Raw genomic sequence first — 22,759 nt, 5'->3', positions numbered from 1 at the left:
TCGCCAAGAAGGCGCACAAGGAAGGCACCAGCCTGCGCGAGGCCGCGCTGGCGCTCGGCTACGTCACGGGCGAGCAGTTCGACGCGTGGGTGCGGCCGGAGAATATGGTCGGCCGGTGAGCAGAGACCTGCCTGCCCTCTGCCCTCAACGCGGCTGGGGAAATCGGATGCGGAATTCGGTGTACTCGTGCTCGACCGAGCTGCACGAGATGCTGGCGCCCCAGCCGCGCAAGACCTTGCGGCAGAACATCAGGCCGATGCCCGTGCCCCGATGGGCCGGGTAGGAGAAGAACGGCTGGAACATCCGCTTGAGCACGGTTGGTGACACGCCAGCCCCGGTGTCGCGCACGACCACCTCCACGATACGTGGCGCCAGTGCATAGCCGATGCAGATGTCGCCCTTGCCGACGCGCTGGATGGCCTCCAGCGCGTTCTTGGTCAGGTTGGTGATGATGTGCTCGAACAGCTTGGCGTTACCCATGACGCGCACGCCCGCGCTCGGTGCGATCTGCACGAGCGCGCGCGTGCCGGGCTCGAACGGGAAGGCCGCAATGGCCGAGCAGATGGCGTCATGCGGATCGAACCACGTGGTGATGATGGTCTGCGGGTCTTTCGAGTTGGCCACCAGCAGTTCGATGCTGTTGGTGGCGCGTACGACATCGGTGCGCATGCGCTCGACCGCATGCTGCACTGTCGGCAGGTCGGGATGCTCGGCGGGCACCAGGTTCGGCAGGCGGCTCTGGATGCCCTGCGCGGTCAGTGCCAGGCTGGCCAGCGGCGTGCGCAGTTCATGGGCAACCGTGCCCAGCGCCAGCGCCACGCCCCGCTGTTTCTGTTCGGCCAGGATCTGCCGATCCAGCTTGATGACGACCAGCACGGCCATCACAAACGCCACCACCGGCACCTGCTCGAACAGCGCATGCCACGGGAATGCCGCCACCGCGTTGCCCGCCAGCAGGAACAGCGTCGTCGCGGCCACGGCGCCGCTGACGAGGGAGATCAGGGCAAACGCCGTGCTGAAGTGGAACAGGATCACGACCGCGATCACCACGGACTCCGCCCACACCATCGTCCCGGCATTCTCCAGATACAGGAAAATGAAGGCGAACGGCAGCCCAACCGTGATGGCAAACAGCGCGTAGGCCGGCAGCCATCGGTACTGCGACAGCCGGTTGGCAAACAGCAGCGGGATGAACAGCAGCGTGCAGATCACCCGCAACCAAACGTTTTCATAAGGCTGCGGAAAAACCTGCGACCAGATCACGAAATACAAGGGGTGCCCGATCACGCCCAGCGCACCGACGAAGCGGACGCGCCGCAGGCGCGCCGCGCTTTCATCATCGAGCAGCGCCGCGCTCGTCAAGGAGGTCACGAGGTGCTGCCATGCACGGGCCGGCCAGCGCCCCGAACGCGCTCTTGAGACCCCACCCTCTTTGTTGGTCATGAATTCGCCAAACATGCATTGAGTTGAACAGCTGCTGCGGCGCGCCGCATCCTGCGCGTGGACGGCCAGTCATCCAGCCCCACCTGGTCACGGATATCGGCCAACGTGCCAAGCAAACGCTCGATATCTGCGGCGGAGAGTTTGGCATGCAGCGTCAGGCGCATCAACGCCCGATTCCTGGGCGTGGCCGGCGCACAGAATACCGCGCCAAACACGCCACGGGCCTGCAATGCGTCGCGCAACACCTTGACCTGGGGCTCCGAGCCGGCTTCCAGCCCAATGATCTGCTCCGTGCCGTCGCCGATGTTGTAGCCCAGCGCGGCAATGCCTGCGCGCACTGCACGGGTGGTCGCGTGCAGGCGCTCGCGGCGGTCGTCGGCGGCGGCAATGAAATCGGCTGCGGCCGCGAACCAGGCCAGTTCATGCTGCAACAGCCCCGAGCTGAAAATGGCCGGGCGCGCCTCCACGGCAAAGAAATCCTTGAACTGACCGCTGCAGGCGACAACCCCCGCGCGGCCGGCAAATGTCTTGGCCAGCGACGCGGTGCGGAAATGCACCCGCCGCTCCAGGCCCAGCTGCACCACCAGTCCGGCCCCGCCGGGCCCATGCGTGCCCAGCGAGTGGGATTCGTCCACGACGATGCCCGACCCGTTCGATTCTGCGGCCACCACCAGCGCCGGCAAGGGCGCCACACTGCCGGTCGTGCTGTAGACCGAATCCACCACGATGATCCCCGGCCCCGTGCGCTCCAGCTGCCGGCACAGGTGGTCGACGTCGTTGTGCCGGAACGGCACCGCCTGCGCGCCGGCCGCGGTGATGCCCTCCCACAGCGAGGCATGCGCGCTCATGTCGATATAGACCGGCACGCCCGGCCCGGCAATGCACTGGATCAACCCCACATTGGCTGCCCAGCCGGACTGCGCGATCAAGCCGGCCTCGGCCCGCATCAACTTCGCCAGACGGGCCTCGACCCGGCTCTGCGCCGTATCGCCATGCTGGAACACCGCCGACATGAGCAGCTCGTGCTCATGCCCCAGCAGCGCGCGCGCCTGCGCACGCACCAGCGCGCGCTCGCCGAGCAGGCACAGATAGTCGTTGCTGTTCAGGAACAAGGCGCCGGGGCCGGGTGAGCGGCCGTGCAGCAGATGATCGCCGCCCCAGAGCTTGGCCATGCGCTCGTCGAAATGGCCCCGCATGCGGGCGAGAATCCAGTCCGGCAAGGCTGGCGTAGCGATGGAAGGCGTGGGGAGTACGGAAGGCGGGACGTGCGTGGGCAGCGTGGTCATGGAGGCCTCGTCGTTGGGTTGGTGATGGAGAAACCAAACGCCGGTGGCCTTGCATCAGCCACCTAGATGCAATCCGATGCGCCATCATGGCACGTCGGTGCATACGAGTCTTGTCAATGACGCGGTGTCAGTTGGGGAATGGCAGCGCGCGGACGCGGGACACGCTTGCCGCGCGCGGAATGGCGGGCGACCGGTGAAACCCGCCCCGTTCGGCTTAAATCGAAATCGCTAACCCGCTGTGCCGCCGCGCTGTGCGATGCGCACGTCGACGCGTGCGGGCGCCAGGGCCCGTTCGAACACGGCACGCGCGGCGTGTGTCGTGCCGGTGCCGCACATGAAGGCATCGATGGCGGCAAACCTGTGCTCGGGCCAGGTGTGGATGGACAGGTGCGATTCGGCCAGCAGCAGCACGCCGGTCACGCCGCCGGTGTCCGACGGGTCGCCAGATGGGTCGCCAGTGTGCAATGTGCCGAAGCGATGCAGATGGCAGTGGAGGATGGTGGCGCCCAGGGCGTCGGCCGCCTCGCGCAAGGCGGCTTCCAGCAAGCGCGCATCGCGCAGGAGCGCAGGGGCCACGCCGTAGAGGTCCAGCAGCAGGTGTTCACCCACCGCAGGCCCGCCAGTGTCGGCCGTAGTGGGCGCAACGTCCACACGCGTCACTTATGGCCCCCGCTGAAGCCACCGCCGTAACCGCTGCCGCCCGACGAGCCGCCCCAGTACGACGACCCACCCGTGCTGCTGCCATATGACGGCGTGCGCGGTGCGGCAAAACCGGCCTTCCAGTTCATGTACGTGGCGCCGATGACGACACCCACGGCATACATCACGAAAAAACGCTTCATTCCGCGCCTCCCACCAGCCCCATCAACCAGGCCGGCAGCAGCAACAGCAGCGCGGCGATGAAGGAGATGCCGAACACCGAGCCCGGCGCCATGAAGAACGGTACCAGTCCGAACAGGCCCAGCAGCACGCAGGCGACGATCGCCACCGACATGTAGCCGCTGGCTTCCGGCTTGCGCGCGGGTTCCTCCACCACTTTGCCGAACCACGCCTTCATCTGCGCGGTGGAGACCGGCGAACTCCTGGACCAGTTCAGCTCGTGCGCGTCGCTCTCCGCGGCCAGGCCGTTGACGCTGGCGCCATATTCGATCACGCGGGTCACGTCGCCGCTCTTGACGCGCCAGTTGAAGGCGCCGGCGGCGTAGGTCACCCGCGCGCTGTAGTCGTCGCTGCGGTTGTAGCGCTTGCCTTCGAGCACGGCGCCACCCGCGTCGACCGTCTCCGGCCAGCGGTCGAGCACGCTGGCGCGTGACCAGCCCTCATCGGTCTCGACCAGCCAGAGGAAGCCGCGCTTAGGGCTATACAGCAGGTATTCGAACCACTCGCCCGCGTCGTTGACCACGGTACGGCGCATCACGCCGATGATCTGCCACTGCACGCCATCGATCAGCGCCTTGGCGCCCAGCTCCAGCGTGGTCTCGACCTGCGGCACCGAACGCGCGCGCTCGACGATCTCCGCGCGCGGCGTCGACGCATCGATGGTGGTGCCACACGATGGGCACAGCAGGTGCGCGGTGGCGCCCGGCCCGAACGGGATGCCAGCGCCACACGACGGGCAGTCCAGGTTGACCAGTTTGCCCGGCAAGGTGCCGGCGCTGTCCTGGATCTCCTGATCCGAGCGCAGCAACTGGCAATTGAGCGATTTGAGCGTGGTCGCTTCGCCCAGGTACAGCGTGGGCGCAGTGCCGTCGGAATAGTCGAGCGTGAGGAAGGCGTCCTTGCTGCGGCCGTCGGCCACGCGCGCATGCCAGCCCTCGCCTACGCGGAACGGCAGCTCGCCCTGGCCGCCGGTGCAATCGGCCTCGCGCACGTCGGAGAGCACGAAGACCTTGCCATCGGCGTTGTAGGACTGGCCGGGCCGCAGCGATTCAAAGGCAACGGCATCGGCCGGCGTGCCACGCGCGAAGGTCATCGTGACCTGGCCGGAGGCCTCGGCCAGCCAGCCGTCGGTGGCGTCGTCGAACAGCACGTACCACTCGTTCCAGAAACCGGCGTCGTAGCGCAACTGGATGCGGCCGACCACGGTAAAGCCGCGGCCCTTGTAGCGCCCAGTCGTGCCGATCTGCACGCGTGCGTAGTCTTCGAGCACGGCGGACATCTTGCCGATGTCCTGCAGCGTCTCGCCGTCGCGTAGCAGCGTGCTCTTGCAGAAGCTGCACACCGCCATCACGGCGGCGGCAGACTTCAGTTCCACCGGCGCGCCGCACGCCGGGCAGTTGGCATGAAACATGGTCAGGGTGTTGGATGACGCAGAAAGGCAGGGCAGCCATCCAGGCTGCCCCGCAGGACGATGCGATGGGCTGCGCTCAAACGCCGCCGGTCAGCGCCTTGAGCACGGCGGCCTTGCCGGCATCGAAATCGGCCTGGGTGATCAGACCCTTGTCGAGCAGCTCCTTGAGCTTGGCCAGACGCGCGGTCGGGTCGTCGGCAGCCGGGGCTGCCGGGGCTTGCGCAGCCGGCTGTGCAGCAGCGCCGCCGCCCTGCACCGCCGTGCGCATGCTCTCGGCCATCACCTGCCCCATCGCCAAGCCTGCTGCCAGCCCCGCACCCGTGCCGGCGATACCGCCCGGGTTCTGCGCCGCCAGCGGCAGCGATTCGGCGGTCTGGTATTGCGTGAAGCGCCCCATGTCGCCGGTCATGTCCATGCTGATGCGGCGGTCCATTGCAGCCTGCAGCTCGTCGGGCAGCGTGATGCTCGATACCTGGAAGCTATCGAGCGCCAGGCCGTACTGCGTGAACTGCGGTGCCAGCACCTCGCGCACCTTGGTCGAGATCAGCGTCTGGTTAGCGGCCAGGTCCAGGAACGGCACGCCGGATTCGCCAAACGCCGTGGCCATCGCGCCCATGATGACGGGGCCGAGCTGCTGCTCGACTTCTTCAGCGGTATAGGCATCGCGCGTGCCGCTCACCTGCTGGTAGAACTGCTTCGGATCGGCCACGTGGTAGGCATACACGCCAAAGGCGCGCAGGCGGACCATGCCGAAATCCTTGTCGCGCACCGTCACCGGCTGCGGCGTGCCCCAGCGGCGGCCGAGCTGCTGGCGCGTGCTGAAGAAGTAGACGTCGGACTTGAAGGGGGACTCGAACAGCTTGTCCCAGTTCTTCAGGTAGGTCAGCACCGGCAGCGTCTGCGTGGTCAGCTTGTACATGCCGGCGCGGAACACGTCGGCGATCTGGCCCTCGTTGACGAACATCGCCATCTGCGAGTCGCGCACGGTCAGGCTGCTGCCGTAGCGGATTTCCATGTCCTGCATCGGGTAGCGCCAGGCCAAGACGCCGTCCTCACCCTCGGTCCACTGCAGGATGTCGAGAAACTGCTTTCTGATGAAATCGGACAGGCTCACGGGAAACTCCTTCGTGATGGTTATGCGAGGCAGGACAAAAATTAGGACAGGCAGGCGGCGTTGATGATGCCGACCGCCAGTGCACTCACGCCAAACAGGCCACCGGCTGCCGTGTTGTTGTGCTCGATCTGCAGCCGGTAATCCGGCATCAGGCGCGTGAGCACCAGGAACACAATCAGCTGCACCACCGAGGCCATCACCGCCCAGAACAGGAACGGCATCAGGCCATCGCTGTGCTGGATGCTGGATGCGATGGTGAACACGAAGCCCAGCAGTGCTCCCGCCAGCGACAGCGCCGCGGACACGTTGCCCTCGCGGATCAGCTTGAACTCATCGTACGGCGTCAGCTTGAGGTACACGAAGAAAAAGCCGGCGAAAACGATGGCGCCGGCCAGCAGGTGCGTTGCATAGGCAATGATGGGGGCGATCATGAGGCTGAGGGCTCCGGAGGCGGCATCTGGCCGCAAGTGGCGCCACTATAGCGGGCCGCGTGACGCTTGCGTACCCCCCGCCGGCTGCCCTGCCTGGCGTTTGTTATCACCCCTTAATCAAGCCGCGTGCCGTTGCCGGTACATGACGGCGGCGTACCCGCCTTCGCCACGCCACCCACACCCCGTAGAAACCCTTGCCCATCAACCGTTCTCGCCGGTTGCCCCTCCTTGTGCAACTCAGTCCGCACACCTAAAGTTGATTGATAGGAGACCCCTCGCGCATGCGCGCGAGGCTCAGGCGATTGGCCGATTCGACACGACAGTCAGGGGGCAGCCATGACGACACCGAATTGCATCCACGTTGATCGTCGCACCATCCTGAAAACCGCCGTTGCGGCGGCGGCGGTGCAGCTGGCACCGCCCTTCATCCTCAAGGCGCGCGGCGACACCCCCATCCGCATCGGCATGGTCGACCCGCTGACGGGCGTCTACGCTGCCGTGGCCCAGAACGAGGTCACGGGCGCCAAGCTTGCCGTGGCACAGATCAACGCCCGCGGGGGCATCCTCGGCCGGCCGATCGAACTGCTGGTGGAGGACTCCGCCAACGACGTCGGCACCGGCGTGCAGAAGGCGCGCAAGCTGATCGAGCGCGACCAGGTGAACTTCCTGATCGGCGACGTGAACTCCGGCATCGCGCAGGCCATCTCCCAGGTCAGCAACGAGAAGCGCGTGCTGCACATCGTGTCGGGCGGACACACCGACACCATCACCGGCAGCGACTGCAAGTGGAACGTCTACCGCGTGTGCAACACCACCAGCATGGAGGCCAACGCCGTGGCCAACCTGCTGTTCACCAAGTACGGCAAGAAGTGGCACTTCATCACGCCGGACTACGCCTTCGGCCACACGCTGCAGAAGGCGGCGGCGGCCGACCTGCAGAAGCTGGGCGGCACCATCACCGGCAATGAGCTGACACCGCTGGGCACCACCGACTTCTCGTCCTTCCTGATCAAGGCGCGCGCGGCCAACCCCGACGTACTGCTGGTGCTGCCGCAGGGCTCGGACATGGTCAACTGCCTCAAGCAGATCGCGCAGTTTGGCATCGGCAAGCAGATCCACATCGCCGGGCTGCAGCAGGAGCTGGAATCGCTGGAGGCGATGCCGCCCGAGGCGCGCGTCGGCGTGTGGATGTTCGAGTGGTACTGGAAGCAGCCGGGTGTGCCGCACGTGGAGAAGTTCGTCGCCGACATCCGCAAGGTCAACAACGGCAAGGTGCCGACCGCGCGCCACTGGTTCGGCTACACCTCGGTGCACACGCTGGCCGGGATCGCCAACCGAGAGAAGACGCTCGATTCGAGAAAGCTCGCCGAGGCGCTCGGCGGCTTCGAGCTGCCCGACGACGTGAAGCTGCAGCCCAACAAGTGCTACTACCGCAAGGGCGACCATCAGCTGATGACGTCAGCCTTCGTGGGCGAGGCGCTGAGCAAGCCGGCGGGCGACCCGGAAGACCTGTTCCGCGTCGACAACATCGTGCCCGGCGACAAGACCGCGCCGCCCGAGAGTGCGACCGGCTGCAGCATCAAGTGGCCGGCCTGACGTAGCCGCCAACCACCGCACATAGCGCGCACCAGGACGCGTCGGGGGCCATGACGCAACTGCTGCTCTTCAACATCACCAACGGGCTGATCATCGGCGCGTTCTACGTGCTGATGGCGCTCGGGCTGTCGCTCATCCTCAACCTGAGCAACGTCATCAACTTCGCGCACGGCGGGTTTCTCGTGATCGGCGGCTATATCGCGTACACGATTACACCGTACGTCGGCTTCTGGGGCGCGCTGCTGATCGCGCCGCCGATTGCCGCGCTGCTCGGGCTGGTGCTGGAGCGCTTGCTGATCCGCCGCGTGTACGGGCGTGACCCGCTCTACAGCCTGCTGCTGACCTTCGGCCTGGCGTTCGTGTTTGAAGACGGCACGCGCTTCATCTGGGGCGCACAGGGCAAGCCGGTGACGATTCCCGAGGCGCTGGCGCAACCGCTCTCCAGCGAGTTCTTCTTCATCACCGGCTACCGGCTGTTCATGGTCGGCACGGTGGCGGTGACGGTGGCGGCGCTCTTCCTGCTGCTGCGCTACACGCGCATGGGCATCCGCATCCGCGCCGGCACACTGGACCTGGAGACCGTGGCAGCGCTCGGCATCAACGTGGGGCGGTTGCGCTCACTCAACTTTGCGGTTGGCATCTTCCTGGCGGGCCTCTCCGGCGTGCTGGCGGCCGGGCAGCTCGGGCTGGAGCCGACCATGGGCACCGGGCTGCTGATGCCGAGCTTCATCGCCATCATCGTCGGCGGGGTGGGCAGCCTGACGGGCACGCTGCTGGGCGGGCTGCTCATTGGGGTGGCGTCGGGCATCACGGCGGTGTTCCTGCCGGCCGCCAGCGAGGCGGTCATCTACGTGATGATGGCCCTGGTGCTGCTGCTGCGCCCGCGCGGGCTGCTGGGTGAAGAAGGCATGCTGACATGAGCGCACCTGCATCGCTCCGCCGTCTGCTGGGGCCGCTGGCGATCTGGGCGGCGCTGCTGCTCGCGCCCTATTGGATGCCGGCGCTGGGCGGCTACACGGCGCTGGGCACGCGCGTGCTGGTGCTCGGACTGGCGGCGATGTCGGTCAACTTCCTGCTGGGCTTCACCGGCGTGCTGTCGTTCGGCCATGCGGCGTACTTCGGGCTGGGCGCCTACGGTGCGGGCTTCGCGCTGAAGTTCCTGGCGCCCAGTACGCCGCTGGCGCTGGTATGCGGCACGCTGCTCGGCGGCATCGCCGGGGCGATGCTGGGCGCGTTGAGCGTGCGGCGCCGTGGCGTCTACTTCGCCATGGTCACGATCGCCTTCGGGCAGGTGTTCTACTACATCGCGTTCCAGTGGAGTTCGCTCACCGGTGGTGATGACGGGTTGCGCGGCTTCGCGCGGGCGCCGCTCAACCTCGGCTTCACCACCATCGACATCCTCTCCAACGCCAACGCGTTCTATTACTTCGTGCTGGCCTGCCTGGCGCTGGCGACCGGGTTGATGGCCTTCGTCCTGCGCTCTCCGTTCGGCCGCACCATGATCGCCATCCGCGAGAACGAGCGGCGCGCGCGCTTTCTCGGCATCCCCGTCAACCGGCACATCTGGATCGCCTTCACGCTGTCGTGCTTCTTCATGGGTTTTGCCGGCGCGCTGTACGCGCTGCTGAACAACTTCGCCGACCCCCGCGGCCTGCACTACAGCCAGTCGGGCGATTTCGTGATGATGGCCGTGATGGGTGGCATGCGCAGCTTCTGGGGGCCGCTGCTGGGCGCGGTGGTGTTTGTGGTGCTGCAGGACTACCTGTCGAGCATCACCATCAACTGGATGTCGTTCGTCGGCATGCTGTTCGTGGCGATCGTGCTGTTCTTCCCGCGTGGCTTGCTAGGGGTGATTCGGCGCAGGGGCGAATCGTGAGCGTGCTCACCGTCGAACACGTCAGCAAGCACTTCGGCAGCCTGGTCGCGGTGCACGATGTGTCCCTGACGGTGGAGCCCGGCGAGCTGCGCGCCGTCATCGGCCCGAATGGCGCGGGCAAGACGACGTTCTTCAACCTCATCAGCGGCTTCTTCCGGCCGACAGCGGGCACCATCGCCTTTGAAGGCCGCGACATCACCGGCCTGGCCGCGCACCGGCGTGTAACGGCGGGCATTGCGCGCACCTTCCAGATCACGGAGATCTTTCCGGAGCTGACGGTGTTCGAGAACGTGCGCATCAGCGCGGAAGCAACAGCAGGCTTTCGCCTGCGGCCGTGGATCAGCGCGGCGGACCAGGCGCGCGTGCACGAGCACGTGGAGCAGACGCTCGACCTCACCGGCCTGCGCGGCAAGGCCAACCGCCTGGCCGGTGAACTGGCCCACGGCGACCAGCGCGCCACCGAGATCGCCATCGCCCTGGCCTTGCGGCCGCGTCTGCTGCTGCTCGATGAGCCCACCGCCGGCATGGGCGACCAGGAGACCGACGAGACCATGCAGCTGATCCACCGCCTGCACCGGGAGAACAACTTCACCATCGTGCTGATCGAGCACGACATGCGCGTGGTGTTCGACCTGGCCGATCGCATCACCGTGCTCGACCAGGGGCGGCTGCTGGCCGAGGGCACGCCGGCGCAGATCGCCGCCAACGAGGCCGTGCAGGCCGCCTACCTGGGGAGTGCGTCATGAGCGCGGCGCCGCAATTCGCCTTGACCGCCGAGGGGCTGCACACCTACTACGGCAAGAGCCACATCCTGCATGGCGTGAGCCTGGAGGCCGCCGAGGGCCGCATCACGGTCCTGCTCGGCCGCAACGGCGCCGGCAAGACCACCACGCTGCGCACGCTGATGGGCCTGACGCCTGCGCGGCAGGGGCGCGTGACTCTGTTCGGCGCCGACACCACGCGCTGGCCGACTTACCGCATCGCCGCCAGTGGCGTCGGCTACGTGCCGGAGGGCCGCCGCATCTTCGCCAATCTGACGGTCGAAGAGAACCTGAAGGTGCCGGTCGAGCGCAGTGGGCCTTGGACGATCCCCCGCATCTACGCGCTGTTCCCGCGCCTGGCCGAGCGCAAGCTCAGCCGCGGCCGCTCGCTCTCGGGCGGCGAGCAGGAGATGCTGTCACTGGGCCGCGCGCTGCTGCTCAACCCGCGCCTGCTGATTCTCGATGAGCCGTCGCAAGGGCTGGCACCGCTGGTGGTGCGCGAGGTGTTTCGCGTGGTCGCCCAGATGCGCGATGCGGGCATCACCGTCCTGCTGGTCGAGCAGAACGCGCGCATGAGCCTGGAGATTGCCGACCACGCCTATGTGCTGGACGACGGCGGCATTGTTTATTCCGGCAGTGCGCGGGAGCTGGCGGCGGACGAGGGACGAGTGCTTGCGCTGACGGGGGCGAGTGCGGCGGCATAAGCACGGACGGTTGGGCTCGCCGGTTCGGCAAAAAATCGGCACAATCGCGCTCGCCGCATCGGCGCATGTATTAACGCCCGATCATCCTTCGTCCAGACTCCCGCCCTTCGCATGTCGACGCCGCAGCCCGACGCCGTTCTCGATTCCTCCTCGCCACAAGGTCGTGGCAATGCCCTGCTGGTCCTGGCCGTGTTCGTGGTCGCCTCGTGCGGGCTGGCCTATGAGCTGATTGCCGGGGCATTGGCCTCCTACCTGCTGGGCGATTCGATCCTGCAGTTCTCCTCCATCATCGGCGCCTATCTGTTTGCCATGGGCATCGGCTCGTGGCTGTCGCGCTACGTGGCGGACGAAGCGCTGCTGGCGCGCTTTGTCGATCTGGAGCTGCTGGTGGGGCTGTTTGGCGGCGTGTCGGCCGCAGGGCTATTTGTGCTGTTTGCGCTGGAATCGGCGCCGTTCCGGCTGGTGCTGTATGCGCTGGTGACGGTGATCGGCGTGCTGGTCGGCATGGAGATTCCGTTGGTCATGCGCATGCTGCATCGCCGGCAGGCCAAGTTTTCCGACCTGGTCAGCCGCGTGCTGACGTTCGACTACCTGGGCGCGCTGGCCGTCTCGCTGCTGTTTCCGCTGGTGCTGGCGCCGCGCCTGGGGCTGGTGCGCACCGGCTTCCTGTTCGGCCTGCTCAACACCGCGATTGCGGTCTGGACGCTGTGGCACTTCCGTGCCGAGCTGGCGCTGTCGGCGCGCATGCGCACGGCCATGGCCTGGCGCGCGGGCGCGGTGGCGGCGGCGCTGCTGGCGGGCTTTGGCGCGTCGGACCGGCTTACGCATTGGTCGGAGCGCGCGCTGTTTGGCGACGAGATCATCCACGCGATCTCCTCGCCCTACCAGCGGCTGGTGGTGACGCGCTGGAAGGACGACCTGCGCCTGTACATCAACGGCAACCTGCAGTTCTCCTCGCGCGACGAGTACCGCTACCACGAAGCGCTGGTGCTGCCCGCGCTGGAATCCGTGCGCGGCGCGCGGCGCGTGCTGGTGCTGGGCGGCGGCGATGGGCTGGCGCTGCGCCAGATCCTGAAGTATCCGCAGATCGAGCACGTCACGCTGGTCGACCTGGACCCGCGCATGACCAACCTGTTCTCGCACGCGGAGGCGCTGGTTGCGCTCAATCAGCATTCCTTTAGCGACCCGCGCGTGACGATCGTCAATGCGGATGCCGGGCAATGGCTGCAGACCGCCACGGACATGTTCGACGTGGCCATCGTCGATTTTCCGGACCCGTCCAACTTCAGCATCGGCAAGCTGTATTCGGTACCGTTCTATCGGCTGCTGTCGCGCCACGTGGCGGACACGGGTCTCGTCGTCATCCAGGCCACCTCGCCCTACTTCGCGCCACGCTCGTACTGGTGCGTGGATGCGACCTTGAAGGAGGCCGGCTACCGCACGTGGCCGTATCACGCGCTGGTGCCGTCGTTTGGCGAATGGGGCTTCATCCTGGCCGCGCCGGGCCGGGCGGATTTCCAGCCGCCCACCGCGTACCGTGTGCCGACGCGCTTCCTGGATGCCGACACCACGCACCAGATGTTCAGCTTCGCGCCCGACATGCCGCGTCCGCAGGTGGAGCCCAACCGGCTGAACAACCAGTCGCTGGTGCGGTATTTCGAAGAAGACTGGCACGGCGTGCTGCGTTGAGGTGAGCACGTCATGACCACGCGACGCAGCTTCCTGATCGGCGCCGCCGCAGCGGGCGTGGCGGCAGCCGGCGCCGCATCATGGGCCGGCTTTCGCGCGCTGACCGAGATCACGCCCAACGTGCGCCTACCTGGGCAGGCAGCGGGCCATCAGTTGCGCGACCTGAAGGCGCTACCCGCACCGTCGGAGACGCGGCGCGTGGGTGTCGCCATTTGCGGCAGCGGCATCGGCGGATTGAGCTGCGCCTGGCGACTCGCCAAGAGCGGTCGGCGCGACGCGGTGGTGGTGGAAGGCCCCGAGCGCTACGGCAACGCCGCAGGCGGTGCGTTCGGCACCCAACGTTTCCCGACCGGCGCGCACTACCTGCCGCTGCCGTCGATGGAATCGACCCACGTGCGCGAGATGCTGGCCGACTTCGGCGTGATCGAGCGCAACCCGTTTGGCCTGCGCCCGACCTATGACGAACGCGTGCTCGTCCACGCCCCCGACGAACGCCTGTGGCTCGGCAACCGTTGGCAGGACGGCTTCGTGCCGCACGAGGGCATCACCGATGCCGAACGCGCCGAACACGTCCGCTTCTTCGCCCACATCGACCGCCTGCGCCAGACCACGGGCGCCGACGGCCGCCGCATCTTCACCGTCCCGACGGCCCTGGCCTCCGCCGACCCAAGCTGGCGCGCGCTCGATGCGCTCACCTTTCGCGACTGGCTGCACCGCGAGGGCTATCAAGCCGCCACGCTGCACTGGTATGCCGACTACTGCTGCCGCGACGACTATGGCGCGACCGCCGACCACGTCTCCGCCTGGGCCGGGCTCGCCTACTTCGCCAGCCGTGGTGGACTGGCGGCCAATGCGGAGCAAGGCACCGTGCTGACATGGCCGGAAGGGCTGGACTGGATGGCCGAGCGCCTGTTCGAGGCGGCCGGGCTGAAGGACGCCGGCCGACTGCTTGCGGGCAGCGCCGCGCGCATCGGCAACACCAATGAAGGCGGCGCACGCGTCTTCGCCGACGTGCTGCAAGCGGATGGCCGCGTCGTGCGCCTGCTGGCCGACCATGTGGTGAGCGCCATGCCGCTGCACGTGGCCAAGCACGTGGTCGAAGGCTTCGACGTGCCCGCCGCCGAACTGCCCGAGGCCGCACCGTGGCTGCTGGCCAACCTGCTGATCGACGGCTTCCCGCCCGAGCACGACGACACGCCGCTGGCGTGGGACAACGTGGTCTATCGCGGCACCGGCCTCGGTTACGTGGTGGCCAATCACCAGGACATCCGCGTCGGGCCGCCGGCGCAGAGCGTGTTCACAGCCTACGTAGCGCTGTCGGACATGACCCCGAAGGCCGCACGCGAATGGCTGCTGAAGGCGCCGCCGCAAGCGCTGCTGGACCGCGCGCTGGCCGACCTGGACACCGTGTACGGCATCCGCCTGCGCGCGCAGATCCGCCGTGCAGACCTGACCCTGCGTGGACACGCCATGGCGATTCCGGTGCCGGGCTTTCTCTCACGCCCCACGATTGCGCGCCTGCGCGAGAGCGCAGGACCGATCCACTACGCGCATGCGGACCTGTCCGGCTATTCCGTCTTCGAGGAGGCCGCGTGGTGGGGTGACCAGGCCGCACGGCGTATCGCGGCGGGCTGATCTTTGCTGCGCCGCGATGGCGGCGGCAAGGTCAAGAAAGCGCATCTGTCTTGCTATGTTGCCTCGACGGCGGCAAGCGGCAACGTGACGGCTAACGTGAAGCCCGAACCGGGTGCCGTGCTGATCTGCACGTTCCCCGCCAACCGTGCGGCGCGCTCGCGCAGCCCGAGCAGGCCGAGCGAATTGCGGCCTGGGCGTGCGTCAAGCACGGCACCGCGACCGTTGTCAGCGATCCGCACGATGCAATTCGGCTCATCGCGAACGATACTCAGCTTGACTTCGCTTGCGCCAGAATGACGTGCAACATTCGCCAGCGCCTCTTGGATCATGCGAAACACATCGATTCGGCTGTCCCGATTGAAGGCGACTTCATCTGCATCGATCTCGCTGATCACCCGCACGCCATAACGCGCCGAAAACTCGCTGGTCAGCCACTCAATCGCTGGAATCAGGCCGAGATCATCGAGCAAGACAGGACACAGGTCCGCCGAGATCCGTCGCACCGAATCCACTAACTGGTCGATCGATGCATACACGCCAGGCAAGTAGCGTGCCGCCGATGGTGGCGCAGCACCATTCAGTTTCTCTTCGACCAACATCACCGCCATCTTCAGCTCCGTCACCTGCTGGCCCAGGTCGTCGTGCAATTCACGTGCGATGCGCGCCTTTTCCTCCTCTCGGATATGCTGGATGTGCGTAGACAGGCGTCGCAGCTCCTCGCGCGATATTCGCAAGGCGTCCTCGTCGCGCTTGCGGTCCGTGATGTCCATGATCCAGCCCACCATGCGGTACGGCTCGCCGGAGCTGCTCCAGAGCGCCTGCCCGCGGGACTGGATCCATCGGAAGCCGCCGGATCGGGTGCGCACGCGATATTCGACGTCGTATGCGCTCCCGTGCTCCAGATGCGCTTTGAGGGCATTCATGGCCCGCTCGGAGTCGTCCGGATGAATCGCGTCCTGATGCGCCTGCGCATCGTTGGATAGTTCGTGGTCTTCATAGCCCATGATTCTCTTGAAATGGGCCGAGAAATAGACCGCCCCCGTTTGCAGATTCCAATCCCACAGCCCGGCGGTCGCGCCGCTCACGGCAAGCTGAAACCGCTCCTCGCTGGCCGAGAGCGCAGCGGCAACGCGGTGCCGCTCCATCGCATAGCGGATCGCACGCGTGAGCAGCGACGTCCCGATCTCCTTTTTGAGCAGGTAGTCCTGCGCACCCTCGCGTATCGCCCTCAGACCGACAGACAGATCGTCCAGGCCCGTCAACACAAGCACCGGCACATCGGGGGCCTGCCGACGGAATGCCCGGAATGTGTTCAGCCCTCGCGAGTCGGGCAATCCCAGGTCGAGCAGCACCACATCGCATGGCCTTGTCTGCAGCTCAGCGAGCGCCGCCGATAACAGTTCGGCATGTGTCAGCCGGGGCTCGAAGTCCGCCACATCGGAGAGCGCTTCCTCGACCAGCAATACATCGGATAGGCTGTCCTCCACCAGCAGGATCTCGACCTTGCGTTGCGGGAGGTTCATGGCTTCACCGGAGGAAGGGTCACCACACCTAGCCAGAATTCGTTGATGCTGCGCACGACTTCGGTGAACTTTGCGAAATCCACAGGCTTGGTGACATAGCAGTTGGCATGAAGGCCGTACGACCTCACCACGTCTTCTTCGGATTTGGACGTGGTCAGAATCACGACCGGAATCGTACGGAGCGTCACATCGCTTTTGAGTTCCTTGAGTACTTCCCGGCCGCTCATCCTCGGCAGGTTGAGATCGAGAATGATGAGGCCAGGCCGCCGCGCAGACGCATAGGGCCCCTGACACCTCAGATATTCCATAGCCGCCACCCCGTCCTCCACGATCTTTAGCGGGTTGAGGACCTTGTAATACTCCAGAGCCTCCCGGGTCATCATCGCGTCGGTCGGGCTGTCCTCCACCAGCAGGATCTCGACCAGAGCGTCCGTTGCATCGACATTCATGGACTGCCTCACTTGGGTTGCATCGTTATCGCGTTCCGTGCCTGACCTGCGTGGGCAGGGTGAATGAAAACGTGGTGCCCGCGCCGGGTTCGGACTCGACCCAGATGCGGCCGCCGTGGTGTTCCACGATGCGTTTGCACAGCGCGAGTCCGATGCCAGTGCCGGGATAGTCGCGACGGGTATGCAGACGCTGGAAAATGAGGAAAATTCGCTCGAAATACTGAGAGTCGATCCCGATCCCGTTGTCCTTGATGTGAAACACGCACGCATCGTCCCGGCTTTCGGCTCCTACGTGAATCTGCGCCTGGCAATCCTTATTGCGGAACTTGATCGCGTTTCCCACGAGGTTCTGGAACAACAGCGAGATCTGGCCTGATATCGCGCTGACCATGGGTAGCTTGTCAGTGGTGATCTGCGCCCCGCTTTCCCGGATCGCGGCACTCAGATTTCTGAGCGCGTTATCCAGCGCCTGTGCGGACTCCGTCAGTTGGTGGGGCTCTTCGGACCGCCCCACACGTGAAAACATCAGCAGATCGTCAATCAGCGCCTGCATTCTGCCGGCGCCATCGACTGCGTGCCCGATAAACTCGTCGGCGCGCGCGTCCAACTGTCCCTGGTAGCGCCGTTGCAACAACTGCAATGGCCCAGCAATCGCCCGCAACGGCTCCTGCAGGTCATGAGAAGCGACGTAAGCAAACTGCTCCAGATCCTGGTTCGAGCGGCCCAGTTCCTCGGTTAGCTGGCGCAGCACCTCCTCTGCACGCTTGCGTTCCGTGATGTCCGCGATCGCCGCGAGCACGGATGTGCCGTCCGGGGTCTCGATCGGGTTGAGCCCGATCTCCACCGGGAATTCCGAGCCGTCCTTGCGTTGGCCGAACAGGTCACGCCCCTCGCCCATCCGGCGGGCGCTCGGACCACGCAAGAACCCTTCGCGCAATCGCGGGTGCCCGATGCGATAGCGGTCCGGCAGCAGGATTTCGACCGGCTGGCCAAGCAGTTCGTCCCGGCTGTAGCCAAAGACGGACTCCGTCAACGCGTTGACCAGCGTGATCACGCCGGTGCTGTCCATCATCACCATCGCGGTCGGCGCGGACTCGACCGTCGCACGGAAACGCTCCTCTTGCCTCCGGCGCTCGGTGATATCCACGATGGCCGCGAGGACGAACATGCCCTCGGGGGTCTCGATCGGATTCAGGCCAATTTCCACCGGCAGTTCGGTGCCGTCCCGACGCAGGCCATAGAGGTGGCGGCCCGCGCCCATCGGGCGGCTTCCGGGGGCCCCATAGAACGCCGCACGGTAGTCGGGATGGCCGCGCCGGAAGCGCTGCGGCACGAGCGCGTCAACGCTCCGCCCGATCAGTTCGTTGCGCGCGTAGCCGAACACCTTTTCGGTCTGCGAATTGACCAGTACGATCCGGCCCTCGCGGTTGACCATGATCATCGCATTGGGCGCAGCCTCGACGACCAGACGGAAGCGCGCTTCGGCCCGTTTTCGCTCGTCGATTTCCCCCTGCAAAACTTCGTTTGCCTTCCCCAATTCCTCGCGCGAGACAGTGCTGTCCCTAAGCGCTTCCACCATCGCGTCGAACGCCCGTGAGAGGTCCCCGATCTCGTCGTGCGAAGTGATGGCGAGCCGGTGATTCAGGTTGCCGGCGCCCACCGCCACCGTCCCCGCGCGCAACCGCTCCAGTGGCCGGATCACGGTTCGCAGCAACAGGATCCAGGTAGCGGCGAGCACCAGCAAGACCACGGCGCCGAACACGGCGAGCGCGATATTCACGCGTTGCTGTGCATTCAGCATGCTGCGCCGGCTGCTTTCGGACAGGGCCAGGGCATCCGAAATCATGTCTTGCGCCCGGCTCATGATCTGGCCGGTCAAGCGGGCCTCCTTCTCCTGAGAGATGGGATCCCTGTCGTCATGGGCTTGCCCCTCTTGGCGGTTCGAAACGAGTTCGGCAAACAGGCGCTCGATGTTTTGATGTGTGTGACGGAGCCCATCCAGTGTCGCCTGGTCGCTCCTGCTGCCAAACTCCGCGGTACTCGAGAGCAGCTTCGAAAGCGAGGCATCGCGCAACTGCCATTGCGCTCGCGGCCGGGCCTCATGTCCGGCCACGTACTCAAGCGTGAGATAGCGGAGCGCGGTGGCTGCATTGAGAACATCGCCAGCGGTCTCGTTGTTGGTGAGGTCTGCCCTCATTTGCTGGTTGGCAAACAGCAGCACGGCAGTGATGACCACCGCGGCGCCTGCCGCGAGCGATCCGGTCAACGCGAGTCGCGTCGAGATCTTCATTGGCGCGCCTTTAGTGAATCACCGTCACCGCAGCCGGCGCAACGGCCTGCAGGGTGTCCAGATGGAGATGGCCCAGGTAGTTGGGCATGTCGGCGCGCCCCGTCAGCCTGTTCTTGACCGCCCAGCGGGTCTCGTCTTCAAGCTCCAGCAGCAGACTCTGGTCGAGCGTCACGTGGAATCGATTGTCGGACCACGAAGCCTTCAAATCCGCCGCGTCGACTTTGACGGATGCGGCAACGAGCTCGCGCGCTTCATTGGGACTTTCCTCGCAGAAGCGCGCCCCATGCATCATGGCGCGAAGCACTTTCTCGAGGGTCTTTTCATGACTCGCGACATAGGCCTGCGTGCCGACGAGGTTCGTCGACATCTTGTAGATGTCCCCAATCACGAAGGTCGTCCCATTGCCGCCGAGCTGGGATTGAAGCTTGCCCAGATTCGGCTCCCAGGTCGAGGCGACATCGATTTCATCCATCGCCAGGGCACGCGAAAGTGCCTCGGGCTTGAGATCGCGCACGATGACATCGCGGGCGGACAGTTGGTACCGGGTCAGCAAAACGTCGAGAACGAAGTGCGCGCTGGTTCCAACTGCGACGCCGATTCTCTTTCCTTGCAGATTCGCCGGCGAGGTGACCCCACGGTCTTTACGGCCGACGATGCCGTGGTCGTTCTCAGTCTTGGCGACCGTCGCGACCACAGACAGAGGCCGATGATCCATCACGGCGAACATGACAGGGAGGTCGGCGACCAAGCCGAGGTCCGCCTGCCCGGCCAATACCGCGTCCAGCGACGCTTTCCCGCTGGTGTAAGCCGGGATGGCGGCCTGTATGCCCTCGCTCGTAAAATACCCTTTCGCTTGTGCGGCGATCACCGGGCACGAACCCGCGTAGACAATGGTCGCAATGACCACGCGTTCAGGCGCGGCATCGTCCTGAATCGGGACGTGGCGGCCGATCCAAGCGTAAGCTGCGCCCCCCGCCAGAGCCGCCAGCACAACGAGGCTGACGACGGCGTAAATCAAGCGCCTTCCGCCGGCTTGGGAATCAAGCTTGATTCTCATCGCGAGGCCCCCCTCTGCGTCAAGGCTGTACGCACGCTCTTGCCGCGAGGCGAAGACCAACCGCTCCTTCCCGGCAATGTTCGCTGCAAGAATTGGTTTCCGACGACGAGAATTCCCCCGTTGCCGGGGCGGGCCGAGGCTGCGGGTCTAACCAATACGCGTTATGCGCCCAAGCGGTTCGCGTACGTCCTCAGCAAGGGCCAGGTCCGGCTTCACCGGATGCAGTATAGACACGCGCAATCGTCCGACAAGCCGCGCGGGCGGCGATATGGCGCACGCCCCCCTCCCGGGGGGGATACCGTGCGGGCCTCTGTCCCGTGACGGGGCCCCCTGGGGTGTCGGACGGCTAGGGGCTGGCGCCTGAACACGGGACTCAGTCGGGATCGCCCAACAACGCTTGCGGATTGCGGTGAACGCGCCGAGCCTTACCCCTGGCGCGGCCAGAGCGTGCGGCCGAGGAACGTCAGGGCACGATCCCACGCCTGTTGCGCCCAAACCGGGTCGTACTGCGTGGCGGCGATGCGGCCCGAGCCCACGGCCGTTTCATTGGCGAAGGCGTGGTGCGCGAGATAGCGGTGGAACTCGACATCGACACCGGCCTCGCGCAGCTTCTGCTCGAGCGCGTCGGCCGACTCGATCTTGAAGAACTGATCTTGCGTGGCCCAGTGGCCTTGCACCGGCACCTTGATCTTCGACGCATCGATGTATTCCAGCGGCGGCAGGCCGTACCACACCACGCCGGCATCTGCCTCCGGCGTATTGCACAGCGCCAGCAGCGTCAGCGCACCACCCATGCAGTAGCCGGTCACGCCCACGCGCTCGCAGTGCTGCTTGAGGTATTGCACGGCGCCGCGAATGTCTTGCGTGGCCGCGTCGCCAAAGTTCAGGTTGGTCATCAGGTGGTGGGCTTCTTCCTCTTCCACGGTCTGGCTGCCGCGGTACAGGTCGGGCACCAGCGCCACATAGCCGGCACGCGCCAGGCGGTCGGCCACGCCACGGATCTGGTCGTTCAGGCCCCACCACTCCTGGATGACGACGATGCCCGGCGCGCCCGCTTGCTTGGCCGGCTTGGCCAGATAGCCCTGGACCTGCTGACCGTCCGGGCGCTGATACGTGATCATGGATCCTTGCGTTGCTTTCATGCGGTGGCTCCTCTGGTAGAACAAGAGCGCACAGCATAGCCCCTGGCGATGAATTTTTCAGGTCCGACGGTGCAGGCTTCCGAATCAAACCCTCTATCATTGCCGGACCATCATTACAAAAAATTGCCATGATCCGAACCCTCGCCCTCGCCGTTTACCTGCTGGTGATGCTGATCCACATGTACATCGTGCTGCTCGAGATGGTGCTGTGGAAAACGCGCGGGCCGAAGGTGTTCCGCATCACGCCCGAGAAGGCCGCTGAAACCGCGGCCATGGCTTCGAACCAGGGGCTGTACAACGGCTTCCTGGTGATTGCGCTGGCGCTGGGGCTGGTGGCACCGGATGCCACCGTGTCGGCATCGTTCGCGCTGTATGGGCTGATCTGCGTGGCGATTGCCGGCATCTGGGGCGGGATCACCGTCAGCAAGCGGATCGTGTTTGTGCAGACGGTGCCGGCGCTGGTGGCGTTGGGGCTGGGGTGGTTTGCCTGACGTGCTGAGGTGAATGGCCTCGGCAACGGCGCAGAAGTCTCCGCCCGCGCCCTGCTATCTCACCTTCACATGCTCCGTCAGCATCGCGCCAAAGACCTCCGCCAACTCGGTCTTGCCAAAACGCTGCTCGCCCGCACCTTTCTCGACATCGATGTGGCCGGCGTTGTGCTGGTCGTATAGGTCGGTGAGCAGCTGCACATGGTTCTCGCTGAGCCCCGCGCGTTGCAACGAGGCTGACCACGCACTGCGCGGCAACTCGCCGGCAACGATCTCCCGCCCGCTCACCTCGCTGAACGCACGGGCGATGTCGAGCACGCTCACCCGCCGCGGGCCCTCGACGCTGACGATGCGCGGCGTGCTCCAGGGCCCGTCGTCCTGCAGCAGCTCGGCCGCGAGGGTGCCGACATCCTGGGCCGCGATGGCGGGAAAAGGCCGGGACAGCGGGTGGTGCAGGCTCGGCAGCGCGCCCGTGGCGAGCATCACCGGCAGCATGGCGGTCCAGTTCTGCGCGTGTTCCGCAGAGCGCAGCAACGTCAGGCGTGTCGCCAGCGGCCTCAGGCGCGTCTCCTGTTCGTGGAACAGGAGCGTGAGGCCGGTGCCCCGGTCCAGTTCCGCGCCGTAGTCCGACAACGCGAGCACCGCCGGCGGTGGATTGGCGCGCAAGACCTCGGCGGCCACGTCGATCATGCGGCGCATCGTCGATTCGGGGTGCGGATCGCGCACCGGCACCGGACACAGGATCTGCACCGCCGAGGCCCCCGCAATGGCCTCGGCGACCGACGCCGCGTCGCCCAGATCAGCCCGCGCGACCTCGCATCCCAGCTTGGCAAACGCATCAGCGTGCCGCGCATCACGCACCACCGCCCGCACGGGCTTGCCGGCGCGGCGCAAGGCAGCGATGGTCGCGCGCCCGACGTGGCCCGACGCTCCGAAAATGACGAACATGCTCGACCTCCCTTGAGTCTTAAGGTCCGGCACACGC

Annotated in this window: 22 protein-coding genes; 9 read left to right on the top strand and 13 right to left on the bottom strand. The window is 66.0% G+C overall.

Going from position 1 to position 22,759, the window contains the following annotated elements; all coding sequences use genetic code 11:
* Window positions 1-119, top strand: a 119-nt coding sequence (locus QZ609_RS07975) for a hypothetical protein (protein ID WP_295493007.1), incomplete at its 5' end; no start/stop codon positions are given.
* Between the two features lie 25 nt (window positions 120-144).
* Here QZ609_RS07975 and QZ609_RS07970 read toward each other — a convergent pair.
* From QZ609_RS07970 to QZ609_RS07940, 7 genes are all read right to left on the bottom strand, one after another.
* The gene (locus QZ609_RS07970; RefSeq protein ID WP_295493002.1) at window positions 145-1,443 is read right to left on the bottom strand and encodes a HAMP domain-containing sensor histidine kinase; all 1,299 of its coding nucleotides are present in this window, start codon (window positions 1,441-1,443) and stop codon (window positions 145-147) included.
* On the bottom strand, window positions 1,440-2,729 hold the full coding sequence (gene cqsA, locus QZ609_RS07965; protein ID WP_295492999.1) for an alpha-hydroxyketone-type quorum-sensing autoinducer synthase: 1,290 nt from the start codon (window positions 2,727-2,729) through the stop codon (window positions 1,440-1,442). Before cqsA ends, QZ609_RS07970 begins: the two co-directional genes overlap by 4 nt.
* 228 nt (window positions 2,730-2,957) lie before the next feature.
* A complete protein-coding gene (gene speD, locus QZ609_RS07960) occupies window positions 2,958-3,389 on the bottom strand; it encodes an adenosylmethionine decarboxylase (RefSeq protein ID WP_295492997.1) in 432 nt (143 codons plus the stop codon).
* Window positions 3,386-3,571 carry a hypothetical protein gene (locus QZ609_RS07955; RefSeq protein WP_295492994.1) on the bottom strand — a complete coding sequence of 62 codons (186 nt, stop codon included), beginning with the start codon at window positions 3,569-3,571 and terminating at the stop codon, window positions 3,386-3,388. Before QZ609_RS07955 ends, speD begins: the two co-directional genes overlap by 4 nt.
* Window positions 3,568-5,019 (bottom strand): DUF4178 domain-containing protein, encoded by a 1,452-nt coding sequence (locus tag QZ609_RS07950; RefSeq protein WP_295492991.1) that lies wholly within the window; start codon window positions 5,017-5,019, stop codon window positions 3,568-3,570. Before QZ609_RS07950 ends, QZ609_RS07955 begins: the two co-directional genes overlap by 4 nt.
* A 76-nt stretch (window positions 5,020-5,095) precedes the next feature.
* A complete protein-coding gene (locus QZ609_RS07945; RefSeq protein WP_295492988.1) occupies window positions 5,096-6,133 on the bottom strand; it encodes an SPFH domain-containing protein in 1,038 nt (345 codons plus the stop codon).
* A gap of 41 nt (window positions 6,134-6,174) precedes the next feature.
* Window positions 6,175-6,564: a DUF350 domain-containing protein gene (locus QZ609_RS07940; protein WP_295492986.1), complete on the bottom strand. Its 390-nt coding sequence runs from the start codon at window positions 6,562-6,564 to the stop codon at window positions 6,175-6,177.
* 336 nt (window positions 6,565-6,900) lie between these two features.
* Between QZ609_RS07940 and QZ609_RS07935 the strand changes: the two genes are divergently transcribed.
* The 7 genes from QZ609_RS07935 (at window position 6,901) to QZ609_RS07905 (ending at window position 14,825) form a co-directional block, all read left to right on the top strand.
* Window positions 6,901-8,160 (top strand): ABC transporter substrate-binding protein, encoded by a 1,260-nt coding sequence (locus tag QZ609_RS07935; RefSeq protein ID WP_295492983.1) that lies wholly within the window; start codon window positions 6,901-6,903, stop codon window positions 8,158-8,160.
* A 50-nt stretch (window positions 8,161-8,210) separates the two neighbouring features.
* The gene (locus tag QZ609_RS07930) at window positions 8,211-9,080 is read left to right on the top strand and encodes a branched-chain amino acid ABC transporter permease (RefSeq protein ID WP_295492980.1); all 870 of its coding nucleotides are present in this window, start codon (window positions 8,211-8,213) and stop codon (window positions 9,078-9,080) included.
* A complete protein-coding gene (locus QZ609_RS07925; RefSeq protein WP_295492978.1) occupies window positions 9,077-10,036 on the top strand; it encodes a branched-chain amino acid ABC transporter permease in 960 nt (319 codons plus the stop codon). Before QZ609_RS07930 ends, QZ609_RS07925 begins: the two co-directional genes overlap by 4 nt.
* Window positions 10,033-10,782 (top strand): ABC transporter ATP-binding protein, encoded by a 750-nt coding sequence (locus QZ609_RS07920; RefSeq protein ID WP_295492975.1) that lies wholly within the window; start codon window positions 10,033-10,035, stop codon window positions 10,780-10,782. Before QZ609_RS07925 ends, QZ609_RS07920 begins: the two co-directional genes overlap by 4 nt.
* The gene (locus QZ609_RS07915) at window positions 10,779-11,501 is read left to right on the top strand and encodes an ABC transporter ATP-binding protein (RefSeq protein ID WP_295492972.1); all 723 of its coding nucleotides are present in this window, start codon (window positions 10,779-10,781) and stop codon (window positions 11,499-11,501) included. The genes QZ609_RS07920 and QZ609_RS07915 overlap by 4 nt, the downstream gene beginning before the upstream one ends.
* A 111-nt stretch (window positions 11,502-11,612) precedes the next feature.
* A complete protein-coding gene (locus tag QZ609_RS07910; protein WP_295492971.1) occupies window positions 11,613-13,190 on the top strand; it encodes a polyamine aminopropyltransferase in 1,578 nt (525 codons plus the stop codon).
* Window positions 13,191-13,202: 12 nt separating this feature from the next.
* Window positions 13,203-14,825: an NAD(P)/FAD-dependent oxidoreductase gene (locus QZ609_RS07905; RefSeq protein WP_295492968.1), complete on the top strand. Its 1,623-nt coding sequence runs from the start codon at window positions 13,203-13,205 to the stop codon at window positions 14,823-14,825.
* 53 nt (window positions 14,826-14,878) lie between these two features.
* Here the strand turns inward: QZ609_RS07905 and QZ609_RS07900 are convergent, their stop codons facing one another.
* The 5 genes from QZ609_RS07900 to QZ609_RS07880 form a co-directional block, all read right to left on the bottom strand.
* A complete protein-coding gene (locus tag QZ609_RS07900; RefSeq protein ID WP_295492966.1) occupies window positions 14,879-16,348 on the bottom strand; it encodes a PAS domain-containing protein in 1,470 nt (489 codons plus the stop codon).
* The gene (locus QZ609_RS07895) at window positions 16,345-16,797 is read right to left on the bottom strand and encodes a response regulator (RefSeq protein ID WP_295492964.1); all 453 of its coding nucleotides are present in this window, start codon (window positions 16,795-16,797) and stop codon (window positions 16,345-16,347) included. The genes QZ609_RS07900 and QZ609_RS07895 overlap by 4 nt, the downstream gene beginning before the upstream one ends.
* Before the next feature lie 25 nt (window positions 16,798-16,822).
* Window positions 16,823-19,087, bottom strand: a complete 2,265-nt coding sequence (locus QZ609_RS07890; protein WP_295492962.1) for a PAS domain S-box protein — start codon at window positions 19,085-19,087, stop codon at window positions 16,823-16,825.
* Between the two features lie 10 nt (window positions 19,088-19,097).
* Window positions 19,098-20,105 (bottom strand): ABC transporter substrate-binding protein, encoded by a 1,008-nt coding sequence (locus QZ609_RS07885; RefSeq protein ID WP_295492960.1) that lies wholly within the window; start codon window positions 20,103-20,105, stop codon window positions 19,098-19,100.
* A gap of 464 nt (window positions 20,106-20,569) precedes the next feature.
* Window positions 20,570-21,286, bottom strand: coding sequence for a dienelactone hydrolase family protein (locus QZ609_RS07880; RefSeq protein ID WP_295492958.1), 717 nt, complete (start codon window positions 21,284-21,286; stop codon window positions 20,570-20,572).
* Between the two features lie 128 nt (window positions 21,287-21,414).
* Between QZ609_RS07880 and QZ609_RS07875 the strand changes: the two genes are divergently transcribed.
* On the top strand, window positions 21,415-21,777 hold the full coding sequence (locus QZ609_RS07875; protein ID WP_295492956.1) for a DUF1304 domain-containing protein: 363 nt from the start codon (window positions 21,415-21,417) through the stop codon (window positions 21,775-21,777).
* A gap of 54 nt (window positions 21,778-21,831) precedes the next feature.
* On the opposite strand, the gene QZ609_RS07870 is transcribed toward QZ609_RS07875, so the two are convergent.
* The gene (locus QZ609_RS07870) at window positions 21,832-22,722 is read right to left on the bottom strand and encodes an NmrA family NAD(P)-binding protein (protein ID WP_295492954.1); all 891 of its coding nucleotides are present in this window, start codon (window positions 22,720-22,722) and stop codon (window positions 21,832-21,834) included.
* Window positions 22,723-22,759 lie beyond the last annotated feature (37 nt).

This window comes from uncultured Ralstonia sp. (assembly GCA_913056305.1).
GTDB lineage: Bacteria > Pseudomonadota > Gammaproteobacteria > Burkholderiales > Burkholderiaceae > Ralstonia.
Note: the sequence above shows the minus strand (reverse complement) of the source record. Positions and strands in the feature narration are given on the sequence as shown.